This window comes from Streptomyces mutomycini, assembly GCF_001700505.1.
GTDB lineage: Bacteria > Actinomycetota > Actinomycetes > Streptomycetales > Streptomycetaceae > Streptomyces > Streptomyces mutomycini.
The window spans coordinates 46762-58672 of sequence record NZ_MAPV01000139.1 but is presented as its reverse complement, the minus strand read 5'-3'; the positions used below and the strand labels follow the sequence as shown (position 1 = coordinate 58672).

Annotated in this window: 12 protein-coding genes; 9 read left to right on the top strand and 3 right to left on the bottom strand. The window is 70.9% G+C overall.

The genetic code is table 11. From position 1 onward, the window contains the following. Positions 1 to 308, top strand: a 308-nt coding sequence (locus BFF76_RS20530; RefSeq protein WP_141695636.1) for a sortase domain-containing protein, incomplete at its 5' end; no start/stop codon positions are given. 34 nt (positions 309 to 342) lie between these two features. On the opposite strand, the gene paaK is transcribed toward BFF76_RS20530, so the two are convergent. Next, entirely contained in the window at positions 343 to 1632 is a 1290-nt protein-coding gene (gene paaK, locus BFF76_RS20525) for a phenylacetate--CoA ligase PaaK (protein WP_065848784.1), read from the bottom strand. 360 nt (positions 1633 to 1992) lie between these two features. Here paaK and BFF76_RS20520 point away from each other — a divergent pair, with 360 nt between their 5' ends. Continuing rightward, positions 1993 to 3513, top strand: a complete 1521-nt coding sequence (locus BFF76_RS20520) for an alpha/beta fold hydrolase (protein ID WP_065848780.1) — start codon at positions 1993 to 1995, stop codon at positions 3511 to 3513. Between the two features lie 32 nt (positions 3514 to 3545). Here the strand turns inward: BFF76_RS20520 and BFF76_RS20515 are convergent, their stop codons facing one another. Continuing rightward, positions 3546 to 5183 (bottom strand): FAD-dependent oxidoreductase, encoded by a 1638-nt coding sequence (locus BFF76_RS20515; RefSeq protein ID WP_065848779.1) that lies wholly within the window; start codon positions 5181 to 5183, stop codon positions 3546 to 3548. Positions 5184 to 5456: 273 nt separating this feature from the next. Here BFF76_RS20515 and BFF76_RS20510 point away from each other — a divergent pair, with 273 nt between their 5' ends. The 7 genes from BFF76_RS20510 to BFF76_RS20480 all read left to right on the top strand — a co-directional run bounded on the left by BFF76_RS20510 (position 5457) and on the right by BFF76_RS20480 (position 10722). Then, a complete protein-coding gene (locus BFF76_RS20510) occupies positions 5457 to 6575 on the top strand; it encodes a TcmI family type II polyketide cyclase (RefSeq protein WP_031095946.1) in 1119 nt (372 codons plus the stop codon). 72 nt (positions 6576 to 6647) lie between these two features. After that, positions 6648 to 7091 carry a cupin domain-containing protein gene (locus BFF76_RS20505; RefSeq protein ID WP_031095947.1) on the top strand — a complete coding sequence of 148 codons (444 nt, stop codon included), beginning with the start codon at positions 6648 to 6650 and terminating at the stop codon, positions 7089 to 7091. After that, the gene (locus tag BFF76_RS20500) at positions 7088 to 8359 is read left to right on the top strand and encodes a beta-ketoacyl-[acyl-carrier-protein] synthase family protein (protein ID WP_031095948.1); all 1272 of its coding nucleotides are present in this window, start codon (positions 7088 to 7090) and stop codon (positions 8357 to 8359) included. The genes BFF76_RS20505 and BFF76_RS20500 overlap by 4 nt, the downstream gene beginning before the upstream one ends. Next, positions 8356 to 9615, top strand: a complete 1260-nt coding sequence (locus tag BFF76_RS20495; RefSeq protein ID WP_053930101.1) for a ketosynthase chain-length factor — start codon at positions 8356 to 8358, stop codon at positions 9613 to 9615. The genes BFF76_RS20500 and BFF76_RS20495 overlap by 4 nt, the downstream gene beginning before the upstream one ends. Positions 9616 to 9631: 16 nt before the next feature. Beyond that, positions 9632 to 9889, top strand: a complete 258-nt coding sequence (locus BFF76_RS20490; protein WP_031095952.1) for an acyl carrier protein — start codon at positions 9632 to 9634, stop codon at positions 9887 to 9889. Between the two features lies 1 nt (position 9890). Then, positions 9891 to 10370: an SRPBCC family protein gene (locus BFF76_RS20485; protein ID WP_031095953.1), complete on the top strand. Its 480-nt coding sequence runs from the start codon at positions 9891 to 9893 to the stop codon at positions 10368 to 10370. Positions 10371 to 10389: 19 nt separating this feature from the next. Beyond that, positions 10390 to 10722 carry a TcmI family type II polyketide cyclase gene (locus BFF76_RS20480; protein WP_031095955.1) on the top strand — a complete coding sequence of 111 codons (333 nt, stop codon included), beginning with the start codon at positions 10390 to 10392 and terminating at the stop codon, positions 10720 to 10722. Positions 10723 to 10790: 68 nt separating this feature from the next. On the opposite strand, the gene BFF76_RS20475 is transcribed toward BFF76_RS20480, so the two are convergent. Continuing rightward, entirely contained in the window at positions 10791 to 11876 is a 1086-nt protein-coding gene (locus tag BFF76_RS20475) for a methyltransferase (RefSeq protein ID WP_065848778.1), read from the bottom strand. Positions 11877 to 11911: the final 35 nt, after the last annotated feature.

The window sequence follows — 11911 nt, the reverse complement described above, 5'->3', positions numbered from 1 at the left end:
CGGGCGCCGTGGGCACCGCTGTCACGGCCGGGCATGTGGACACCCGCCTCGGGCCCGGCGTCTTCCACGACCTGGGGGCCGTGCGCAAGGGCGCCACCGTCGAGATCGTCCGCGCCGACCGGCGTACCGCCGTGTTCACGGTCTATGCCATCGAGGTCTACGACAAGAAGGACTTCCCGGACCAGAAGGTCTACGGTCCCTCCGCCCGGCCCGAAGTGCGGCTCATCACCTGCGGGGGCGACTACGACAAGAAGTCGGGGTACCCCGACAACGTCGTGGTCTACGCCGCCATGACCGCCTCGCGCTGACCGCTCCGGACCAGCCGGTGCCCCTGCTGGCGCCTCACCCGGCCTCCCTCAGATCGATGATCCGCCTGATCTTGCCGACGGACCGCTCCAGCGTCTCCGGATCGACGATCTCCACCCCGACGCTCACGCCCACCCCGTCCTTCACCGCCCCCGCGATGGACCGGGCGGCCGCCTCGCGCTCGGCTGTCGTCGCGCCGGCCCGCGCCTCCGCCCGCACGGTCAGCGCGTCCATCCGCCCCTCGCGGGTCAGCCGCAGCTGGAAGTGCGGGGCCACCCCGGGGGTCCGCAGCACGATCTCCTCGATCTGGGTGGGGAAGAGGTTCACCCCGCGCAGGATCACCATGTCGTCACTGCGCCCGGTGACCTTCTCCATCCGCCGGAAGACCCTGGCCGTACCCGGGAGCAGACGCGTCAGATCGCGGGTGCGGTAGCGGATCACCGGCATGGCCTCCTTGGTGAGCGAGGTGAAGACCAGCTCGCCCTCCTCCCCGTCCGGCAGGACCTCGCCGGTGAACGGGTCGACGACCTCCGGGTAGAAGTGGTCCTCCCAGATGTGCAGCCCGTCCTTGGTCTCCACGCATTCCTGGGCGACACCCGGGCCCATCACCTCCGACAGCCCGTATATGTCGACCGCGTCGATGGCGAACCGTCCTTCGATCTCGTCACGCATCTGCTCGGTCCACGGCTCGGCGCCGAAGATGCCGACCTTCAGCGACGTCGTACGGGGATCGACGCCCTGACGCTCGAATTCATCCAGAAGGGTCAGCATGTACGAGGGCGTGATCATGATGATCTCGGGCCGGAAGTCCTGGATCAGCTGCACCTGGCGCGCCGTCATGCCCCCGGACGCCGGAATGACGGTGCAGCCGAGGCGTTCCGCCCCGTAGTGGGCTCCCAGCCCTCCGGTGAACAGCCCGTATCCGTAAGCCACATGGGCCTTGTGGCCGGGGCGCCCGCCCGCCGCACGGATCGACCGTGCGACCACGTCCGCCCAGGTGTCCAGGTCGCGCTCGGTGTACCCGACCACCGTGGGCCGGCCGGTCGTGCCGCTGGACGCGTGGATCCGCCGCACCTGGTCCTCGGGAACCGCGAACATCCCGAACGGGTAGTTGTCGCGCAGGTCGGCCTTGACCGTGAACGGGAACCGGGAGAGATCGGCGAGGGTGCGGCAGTCCTCGGCGCGCAGCCCCGCCTTGTCGAAGGCCGCGCGGTAGAAGCCGACGTTCTCGTACGCGTGCCGCAAGGTGGCCCGGAGCCGTTCCAGCTGCAGGGTCTCGAGCTCGCCGCGGCCGAGGCGCTCGCCGGTGTCAAGCAGCTCGGTCATACGGATCACCCCTCGCCGATCGGCGACCGACCATTCGGTCGCCTCCTGGGAGCAGTAATTCAGGACGCAAGGGGTTCTGGCAAGGGGTGGAGGCGCACCTGTGGACAACTGCTGCTCAGACGCCTTCCACGGCTGAGCCACCAGCCTGGTCGTCGCCTCAGGAAGGCCGGAGGAACCGGCCCTCGCGTGCGTTCGGCCTGCCGAGGGCGCCATCGACACCGCGACCGTCCCCGGAACACCTGGGCCCGCACGTCAGGCCGGGCAACCGGTAGCCCTGCTCCTGACAGCTGTACTCGTCACCTGATCCGCTGAGGGCGTACGCGATCGCAGCGCGCCGCCCGGCCTGTTTGTATGGCAGCCATGCCGACCTTCACCACGTACGACGGAACCGGACTCGCCTACCATCTGGCCGGCGAGGGCGAACCGCTTATCTGCCTGCCCGGCGGTCCCATGCGGGCCGCCCGCTACTTCGGCGACCTCGGCGGTCTGTCCCGGGTGCGGCAGCTGGTGCTGCTTGATCTCCGGGGAACCGGCGACTCCGCCGTCCCGCAGGATCCGTCGACGTACCGGATCGACCGGCTCGTCGAGGACGTAGAGGCGCTCCGCGCGCACCTCGGCCTCGAACGGGCAGATGTGCTGGGGCACTCCGCGGCCGGGGAACTCGCGGCGCTCTACGCGGCGAGGTACCCCCAGCGCCTGCGCTCCCTCACCCTCGTCACACCGGGCACCGGCACGCTGGGCCTGCCCGCCACCGACCAGGACCGGCGCGAAGCCGCCGAGCTGCGCGCCCATGAACCCTGGTACGCCGAGGCGCGGGCGGCCCTGGACGAGATCCGGGCCGGACGCGCCACGCCCGAGGCCTGGGCAGGTGTCCGGCCGTTCATGTACGGGCGCTGGGACGCAGCGGCCCAGGCTCACGCCGCGGAATCCCCCGCACAGCGGAACGCTGTGGCCGGGTCCCTCTACTACCCGGAGGACGGCCCCGACGCCGACGCCACCGTCGCCGCACTGCGGAAGCTGCAGGTGCCCGTGCTCGTCCTCGCGGGGGAGTACGACGGCGGCCCCACCCCCGACCGTGCGGCGGAACTCGCCGCGCTCTTCCCGCACGCGGAGTTCGTCGTCCAGCGGGACGCCGGCCACTTTCCGTGGATGGACGGCCCCGGTGCCTTCGTACGCGCCGTCACCGCCTTCCTCGACCCCGGCGTCAGCAGTGTGCAGGCGGGAGGGATCCGGCTCGCGTACCGCACCTGGGGCGACCCCTCGGCCCCGCCCGTCGTCCTCGCCCACGGGCGGTGCGGGAGCAGCCTGGACTGGACAGGTATCGCCGAGGAGCTCGCGGCACGCCACCGGGTGTACGCCATCGACTTCCGGGGCCACGGCCTGAGCGACTGGCCGGGCCGCTACTCCTTCGAGCTCTTCCGGGACGACCTGCACGCCTTCCTCGAGGCCCGGAACCTGCCCGGCGCCACGGTCATCGGACACTCCATGGGCGGAGCGGCTGCCCTGCTGCTCGCAGGGAGACATCCGGCGCTGATCGGCTCACTGGTCATCGAGGACTCCCCGGCCCTGCTCCCGCTCGACCCGCCCCGCCCGCCGGCGGAACGGCCGCCGGGCGAACTCGGCTACGACTGGCAGGTGGTCCCGTCCATCGACGCCCAGCTGAACGCCCCGGACCCCGCCGGACGGGAGAGCCTGGGCGAGATCACCGCCCCGGCCCTCGTCGTCGGAGGGTCGCGCAGTCATGTGGACCAGGGGCAACTGGCCTCGTTGGCACGGGGGATACCCCGAGGGAAGTTCGTCTCCGTCGACGCCGGCCACCTCGTGCACGCCGACAACCCGCAGGCGTTCCTGGCCGCCCTCAGGTCGTTCGGCGTCGGCTGACGGGCCTTGTGCCCGCCGGCCGCACCGCCGCGTCAGCCGCGGTGGAGCAGCGTCATCATGACCTCGTACAGCGTCGCCTCCGGGTCCGCCGCCGCGGCCTCGGAGCGCCAGGCCACGAAACCGTCGGGACGCACCAGGACGGCGCCCTCCGCGGACGTCCCGTGGGAGGCCGCCCAGTCGGCCCCGTCCTCGGGCTCCAGGTCCGCGCCCGGGACGGAACCGATCCCGAACGCCTCCAGAGGGACCGACAGACGCTTCGCCACCTGCCGGGCAGCCGCCCGCCAGTCCGGATACCGGGCATCGCACAGCAGCACGAACGACTTCTCGTAGAGATCCAGGGTTGACACGCGATGGCCGTCCCGGCCGAGCCACATGTGCGGTGCCCGCGTGCCGGGTTCGCCCGTCAGGCCCATGCCCTCGGGCACCACCGGAAGCGCCGGATCGACGCCCAGGACGGCGCCCCGTACATACCGGTAACCGAGGGCGACCGTGAGCATGCCGCCCTTGCGGCCGCCGCCGGCGGGGCCGGGCGAGCCGGCGTAGCCCGGATGGCTGTGCTCTCCGGAACGGGCCGACGCACGCGCACTCGTCGCCCTGGCCACCGGCAGCCGCTCCGCCTCGTACGTCCCGAGAAGCCCCGGCCCCGCAGCCTCGCCGATCACGGCGGCCAGCTTCCACGCCAGGTTGTGCGCGTCCTGGATGCCGGTGTTGGAGCCGAAGGCCCCGGTGGGGGACATCTCGTGAGCCGAGTCACCGGCAAGGAAGACCCGGCCGGAACCGTACCGTTCGGCGACCCGCTCGGCGGCGTGCCACGGGGCCTTGCCCGTGATCTCGACGTCCAGGTCCGGTGATCCGACCGCCCTGCGGATGTGCTCCGCGCACCGCTCGTCGGTGAAGTCCTCCAGCGTCTCGCCCCGGTCGGGCTGCCACGGCGCGTGGAACACCCACTGCTCCTCGTTGTCCACGGGCAGCAGGGCCCCGTCCGCCTCGGGGTTCGTCAGATAGCAGACGATGAAGCGCCGGTCACCCACCACGGAGGCGAGCCGCCGGGAGCGGAACGTGATACTCACGTTGTGGAACAGGTCGCCCGGACCCGTCCGGCCGATGCCCAGCTGCTCCCGGACGGGACTGCGGGGCCCGTCGGCCGCGACGAGGTAGTCGGCGCGCACCGAGGTGTGCTCCCCGGTCTCCCGGTCCTTCACCACGGCGGTGACCCCGCCCTCGTCCTGCTCGAACGTGAGCAGCTCGGTGGAGAACCGCAGCTCGCTGCCCTGCGCCCGCGCATGGGAGACGAGCACGGGTTCCAGGTCGTTCTGGCTGCACAGGCACCAGCCGCTCGGGCTGAACCGGGCGAGCCCGCCGCCCGGGTCGATCTCCTTGAACAGCCACTCCTGGTCGTCGCCGGTCAGCGACCCGGCCTGGAGGATGCCGTGATTGTCCGCCAGCACGGATGCGGCTTCCCTGATCAGCTGTTCCGCGCCCGCGGTCCTGAACACCTCCATCGTGCGGACGTTGTTGCCGCGTCCCCGCGGGTGGGTCGAGGTGCTGCTGTGCTTCTCCACGAGCAGGTGGCGGACCCCGAGCCGGCTCAGGAAGAGGGAAGCGGAGAGGCCCACCAGGGAGCCGCCCACGATGAGGACCGGTACGCGGAGATCGACGTTCTCGTTCATCAGTTGCTCCAGCTCGGACGCGTGACGGATGCAGTGTCCATGCCCTCGTAGGCGGGCTTCGGCCGGGCTTGTGCCGACGCCTCACCTGAACGGTTCATAAATCTCGCGCCGCCCGTTCCGGCGTTCCACGATCAGTCGCGGGAGCGATGCTCGCGCCGAGGGGGCGGACGTCACGCGCCGGCAGGCAGGGAACTGCGCCGCTTCCACCGAAACCGACGGATGACGAGGGGCCACAGGACGTGGCCGCCACACTGTCTCGAAGGAGAGCGCAAGATGGCAAACGTCTCGGAACGGATATCTCAGTCCGCCTTCGACGGTTCGAGGCTCCGGGTCATATTGATGATGGACCTGTACGACGGCGCCCAGAACGAGTTCCTCGAGGCGTACGAGCACATGCGCAACCAGGTGGCCTCGATCCCCGGACACATCAGCGACCAGCTGTGCCAGTCCATCGAGAACCCTTCGCAGTGGCTCATCACCAGCGAGTGGGAGAGCGCGCCGCCGTTCCTCGCCTGGGTGAACAGCGAGGAGCACGTGGCGACGGTGCAGCCGCTGCACAGCTGCGTACGCGACACCCGCTCCCTCCGCTTCAGCGTCCTCCGGGAGACCGGCGTCGCCTTCGAGAACACCTCGGGGAAGGCCAAGGGCGGCCTCCAGTCCGCCCCGCGCCTCGGCGACGGCGTCGTGCGTCACGCACTCACCTTCACCGTGAAGCCCGGCACGGAGGAGATGGTCGCGAAGATCCTCGCCGACTACGACTCACCGCAGCCCCGCGTCGACGAGAACACCCGGCTGCGTCGCACCTCGCTCTTCATGCACGGAAACCGTGTCGTGCGAGCGGTCGAGGTCGAGGGCGACCTCATGGCAGCGCTGCGCCACGTCTCCCGTCAGCCCGAGGTCCGGGCCGTCGAGGAGGCCATCAACCCCTACCTGGAGCAGCACCGCGACCTCAGTGACCCCGACTCCGCCCGGATGTTCTTCACCCGGGCCGCGCTTCCGACCGTCCACCACGTGACGGCCGGCCGCCACGCCCCCGAGGACGTCCAGCGGCACTCGCTGTTCTACCAGGCCAAGGAAGGCTGCGGAATGGCACTGGCCCGGCTGCTCGCCGGCCAGGACGAGGAAGCGGCGAACGACGCGTCGAGCCCCATCGAGAGCAGCACCATCTTCCAGCGCGACGACATCGTGGTGCGGCTCCTCGAGGTGCACGGCCCGCTCGGCGCACAGCCCACGCAGGCACTCGGCATCGGCGGCCACCGCAAGGCGGCCATGCTCGGCCGGCTGCTCGACGGCGGCGCCAACGGCATGCCGACGACCGACCAGGAGGCCGCGCGCTTCCTCGCGCAGGCCGAGATGAACCTGATCACCGACCGTCGGGCCACCGAGTCCTGACGCGCCACCGGCAACCGGGCCCCCACCCCGCACCGCCGACACACCGCACGAAGTGCCTGGAGGAGACCAGCCATGACCACCCACCGGCCTCGCATCGTGGACCTCAGCGAGACTCAGCCCAACCGCAGGCGCGGAGGCGACCTGCGCGCCCTGCTCACACCCACGGCGGTGGGCGCCACCAGCGGCTTCATGGGGCTGGCCATCGTCGACCCCGGTGACCGCATCGGCGAGCACTACCACCCGTACTCCGAGGAGTTCGTGTACGTCGTGGACGGGCTCCTCGAAGTGGACCTCGACGGCGAGACGCTCGCCATGCGGCCCGACCAGGGCCTGCTCATCCCGCCGCACGTCCGTCACCGCTTCCGCAACGTGGGCGACGTGGAAGCGCGCATGGTCTTCCACCTCGGTCCGCTCGCCCCGCGCCCGGAACTCGGGCACGTGGACACCGAGGTCACGGAAACCGCGGACCCCAGTGACGGCTACGCTCCGCCAGAACGAACGGGGGCAGCCTCATGACCCGGCGGCGCGTGGCCGTCACAGGGGTCGGCGTCGTCGCCCCCGGTGGCATCGGAGCCCCCGCCTTCTGGGACCTGCTCGCCAACGGCCGTACGGCGACACGAGGCATCACGCTGTTCGACCCGTCCGAGTTCCGCTCGCGCATCGCCGCAGAGTGCGACTTCGACCCCGTCGCCCACGGCCTGGACGCCGAACAGATCGCCCGTTCGGACCGGTACATCCAGTTCGCCCTGGTGGCGGCCAGGGAGGCGCTGGGCGACGCCGGACTCGACCTCGAGAAGGAGGACCCCTGGCGCATCGGGGTGTCCCTCGGAACCGCGGTCGGCGGCACCACCCGTCTGGAGCACGACTACGTCGCCGTCAGCGGCAGCGGGGCGCGCTGGGACGTCGACCCCCGGCCCGCGGGCGCCCACCTCGAGCGGGCGTTCGCTCCCAGCACCCTCGCCTCCGCGGTCGCGGAGGAGGTCGGCGCCCACGGGCCCGTGCAGACGGTCTCGACGGGCTGCACCTCCGGCCTCGACGCGATCGGGTACGCCTTCCACTCCGTCGAGGAGGGCCGGGTCGACATCTGTGTCGCCGGCGCCTCCGACACGCCGATCACCCCCATCACGGTGGCGTGCTTCGACGCGATCAAGGCGACCTCGGCGAACAACGACGACCCGGAGCACGCCTCCAGGCCGTTCGACGCCCGCAGGGACGGTTTCGTCATGGGCGAGGGCGGCGCCGTCCTCATCCTCGAGGACCTGGAGCACGCCCGGGCCCGCGGCGCGACCGTCTACTGCGAGATATCGGGCTACGCCACATTCGGCAACGCGTACCACATGACCGGGCTCACCACGGAAGGGCTGGAGATGGCCGAGGCCATCAACACCGCCCTCGCGCACGCCCGCCTCGACGGCTCGCAGGTCGACTACGTCAACGCGCACGGCTCGGGCACCAAACAGAACGACCGGCACGAGACGGCAGCGGTGAAGCGGGCGCTCGGCGCGCACGCGTACGAAGTGCCGATGAGTTCGATCAAGTCGATGGTCGGTCACTCCCTCGGCGCCATCGGAGCGATCGAGATCGCCGCCTGCGTCCTGGCCCTCAAACACCAGACGGTGCCGCCGACGGCCAACTACGAGACCGCGGACCCCGAATGCGATCTCGACTACGTACCCCGCACCGCGCGGCCGCTCAAGCTGCGCAGCGTGCTCTCGGTCGGCAGTGGCTTCGGCGGATTCCAGTCCGCCGTCGCCATGACCCGATCAGGCGGGAGGACTCCATGAACAACCCGGCAACCCCGGCACGCCGCAGTTCCGTCATCACGGGGATCGGTGTCGTCGCCCCCAACGGGACCGGCGCCGGCGCCTTCTGGAAGCAGACCCAGGAAGGCGTCAGCGTCCTCGACCTGGTATCCCGCGAGGGCTGCGAGAACCTCCCGCTACGGGTCGCGGGGGAGGTCAGGGACTTCGACCCGGTGGCGTTCATCGAGGAGCGCTACCTCGTCCAGACCGACCGCTTCACGCACTACGCGATGGCGGCGGCCGACCTCGCCCTGGACGACGCCCGGCTCGGGCGCGCCGACTACGAGGGTGCGCCGTTCAAGGTGGGCGTGGTCACCGCCGCCGGATCCGGCGGCGGTGAGTTCGGCCAGCGCGAGCTGCAGCGGCTCTGGGGGCAGGGCTCCCGCTTCGTCGGTCCCTACCAGTCCATCGCCTGGTTCTACGCGGCCAGCACCGGCCAGATCTCGATCCGGGGCGGCTTCAAGGGGCCGTGCGCCGTTGTCGCCAGCGACGAGGCCGGCGGCCTGGACGCGCTCATGCACGCGGCGCGCTCCATCCGCGGCGGCACCGACGCCGTCGTCGTCGGCGCGGCCGAAGCGCCTCTCGCGCCGTACTCCGTCGTCTGCCAGCTCGGTTACGACGAACTCAGTCTGAGCGACGAACCCACGCGCGCCTACCGGCCGTTCACCGCGGACGCCTGCGGGTTCGTGCCGGCCGAGGGCGGCGCCATGCTGGTGGTGGAGGAGGAGACGGCGGCCCGCGACCGAGGCGCCAGGATCCGGGCCGAACTGGCCGGACACGCCGCCACCTTCACCGGAGCCGCACGGTGGGAGGAATCCCGTGCGGGGCTGGCCAAGGCGATCGAGGGCGCTCTGCGCGAAGCCGGCTGCGCGCCCGAGGAGGTCGACGTGGTCTTCGCGGACGCACTGGGTGTGCCCTCGGCGGACCGTGCCGAGGCACTGGCGATCGCCGACGCCCTCGGCCCGCACGGACGGCGCGTACCCGTCACGGCGCCCAAGACCGGCATCGGGCGGGCCTACTGCGGAGCGCCCGTGCTGGACACGTCCGCCGCCGTACTCGCCATGGAACACGGCCTCATCCCCCCGACGCCCAACGTCTTCGACGTGTGCCACGACCTCGACGTGGTCACCGATCGCGCGCGTCCCGCAGAACTGCGCACGGCGCTCGTGCTGAGCCGCGGGCTGATGGGCTCGAACTCGGCTCTGGTGCTGCGGCACCGCACCGACACCCCGCTGTGAGAAGGAGTACTCCCACATGACCGCTCAGCTGACGTACGAAGAGCTGGCCACGCTGATGAAGAACGGCGCCGGCCTCACCGTGGACCCGTCGGAGATGTCGAGCCGTCCCGGCTCGGCCTTCGACGAGTACGGCCTGGACTCGCTCGGCCTCCTCGGCATCGTCGCCGCGCTCGAGAACCGGTACGGCCACCCGCTGCCCGTCGACGCCGACCGGTGCAAGACGCCCGGCGAGTTCCTCGACCTCGTGAACAACACCCTCGTGACAGGAGCCTGAAGTGTCCGGACACACCGAGAACGAGATCACCATCGCCGCACCCCTGGACCTCGTGTGGGACATGACGAACGATCTCGAGAACTGGCCGCAGCTGTTCAGCGAGTACGCGGCCGTCGAGGTGATGAAGCGGGAGGGCCAGAAGACGACCTTCCGCCTCACCATGAAGCCCGACGACAACGGCAAGGTCTGGAGCTGGGTCTCGGAGCGCACCACGGACCGTCAGGGCCGCAACGTGCGCGCCCGGCGGGTCGAGCCCGGCCCCTTCCAGCACATGGACATCCGGTGGGAGTACTCGGAGGTCCCCGGCGGCACGCGGATGCACTGGCGCCAGGACTTCGCGATGCGCCCCGACGCACCGGTCGACGACGCGTGGATGACGGACAACATCAACCGCAACTCGCGCGTCCAGCTGGAGCTCATCCGCGACAAGATCGAGCAGCGCGACCGGGAACGCCGCTCCGCCTCGGTCCCCGCCAACTGATGCCCCGAAAGGCAGCCAGATGCACCACGCACTGATCGTCGCCCGGATGGCACCCGAATCCGCGCCCGACATCGCGAAGCTGTTCGCGGCCTCGGACGACACCGACCTGCCGCACCTCGTCGGCGTGAACAGGCGCACCCTGTTCCAGTTCGGCGACGTGTACCTGCACCTGATCGAGTCCGACCGGCCCCCGGGCCCGGAGATCGCCAAGGTGATGGAGCACCCGGAGTTCAAGGCCATCAGCGACCGGCTCACCGCGTTCGTCAGCCCTTACGACCCGCAGACCTGGCGCGGTCCGAAGGACGCGATGGCGCAGCAGTTCTACCGGTGGCAGAGCGACGGCGCCGCCTGACACACGGACGAGCGCCCCGGGTCCGGCACCTGAGTGCCGGACCCGGGGCGATCTCTGTGCGGGCCGTACTACGGCACGACACACTCGAAGGCGTGCAGGTACGCGTTGACGGGGTGGATCTCACCCACCCGCAGGCCGGCGTCGGACATCCGCCCGACCAGGCTCTCCCTGGTGTGCTTGGCGCCCCCGACGTTGAGCAGGAGCAGCAGGTCCATGGCGGTGGTGAACCTCATCGACGGGGTGTCGTCCACGAGATTCTCGATGATCACCACACGCGCGCCCGGGCGGGCCGCGGCGACCACGTTGGCGAGGGTCCTGCGGGTGCTCTCGTCGTCCCATTCGAGGATGTTCTTGATGATGTACAGATCCACCTCGAACGGGATGTCCTCGCGGCAGTCCCCGGGCACGATCCGGACCCGGTCGGCGAACCGGCCGCCCTCCCGCAGCCGCGCGTCCGCGCGTGCCACGACGCCCGGCAGGTCCAGGAGGGTTCCGCGCACCGAGGGGTGCTTCTCCAGCAGACTCGCGAGAACGTGCCCCTGGCCGCCGCCGATGTCGGCTACCGAGGACACCCCGGTGAGATCCAGCAGATCGGCCACATCCTGCGCGGACTGCACGCTGGAGGTGGTCATCGCCCGGTTGAACACCTGGGCGGAGTCACCCGCGTCCTGGTGGAGGTAGTCGAAGAAGCCCTTGCCGAACGTCTCCGGGAAGACGCTCGTGCCGGAGCGCACCGCGTCGTCGAGACGCGGCCAGACCTCCCAGGTCCAGGGCTCCGTGCACCACAGGGAGATGTACTTCAGGCTGTTCGGGTCGTCCTCACGCAGCAGCCGGGACATGTCCGAGTGCACGAACTTCCCCTCGGCCGTCTCGCTGAAGATCCCGTAGCAGCACAGTGCGCGCAGCAGCCGTTGCAGAGGCACCGGCTCGGCGTCCACGACCAGCGCGAGCTCCGCTGCCGATGCCGGTGTCCCGCCCAGCGCGTCGGCGACGCCCAGCCTGGCCGCCGCGCGTACGGCCGCGGCACACGCCGCCCCGAACGCGAGCTCCCGGAGCCGCATGGACGGAGGCGGGTTCTGGTCGGCGGAAACCTGAGGCGTGGTGGCAGGGGGTGTGACGGGTGTCGTGTCGGGGGTGGGGCTCACGGTGGTCATACCGTCTCGATTCTCCTCGTGCGACTGGCGCGGCG

Excerpts from the sequence above, each read along its gene's own strand:
- BFF76_RS20515 (WP_065848779.1), bottom strand. The coding sequence starts at position 5,183 with ATGAACGAGAACGTCGATCTCCGCGTACCGGTCCTCATCGTGGGCGGC.
- BFF76_RS20510 (WP_031095946.1), top strand. The coding sequence starts at position 5,457 with ATGGCAAACGTCTCGGAACGGATATCTCAGTCCGCCTTCGACGGTTCG.
- BFF76_RS20475 (WP_065848778.1), bottom strand. The coding sequence starts at position 11,876 with ATGACCACCGTGAGCCCCACCCCCGACACGACACCCGTCACACCCCCT.
- BFF76_RS20505 (WP_031095947.1), top strand. The coding sequence starts at position 6,648 with ATGACCACCCACCGGCCTCGCATCGTGGACCTCAGCGAGACTCAGCCC.
- BFF76_RS20490 (WP_031095952.1), top strand. The coding sequence starts at position 9,632 with ATGACCGCTCAGCTGACGTACGAAGAGCTGGCCACGCTGATGAAGAAC.
- BFF76_RS20495 (WP_053930101.1), top strand. The coding sequence starts at position 8,356 with ATGAACAACCCGGCAACCCCGGCACGCCGCAGTTCCGTCATCACGGGG.
- BFF76_RS20500 (WP_031095948.1), top strand. The coding sequence starts at position 7,088 with ATGACCCGGCGGCGCGTGGCCGTCACAGGGGTCGGCGTCGTCGCCCCC.
- paaK (WP_065848784.1), bottom strand. The coding sequence starts at position 1,632 with ATGACCGAGCTGCTTGACACCGGCGAGCGCCTCGGCCGCGGCGAGCTC.
- BFF76_RS20480 (WP_031095955.1), top strand. The coding sequence starts at position 10,390 with ATGCACCACGCACTGATCGTCGCCCGGATGGCACCCGAATCCGCGCCC.
- BFF76_RS20520 (WP_065848780.1), top strand. The coding sequence starts at position 1,993 with ATGCCGACCTTCACCACGTACGACGGAACCGGACTCGCCTACCATCTG.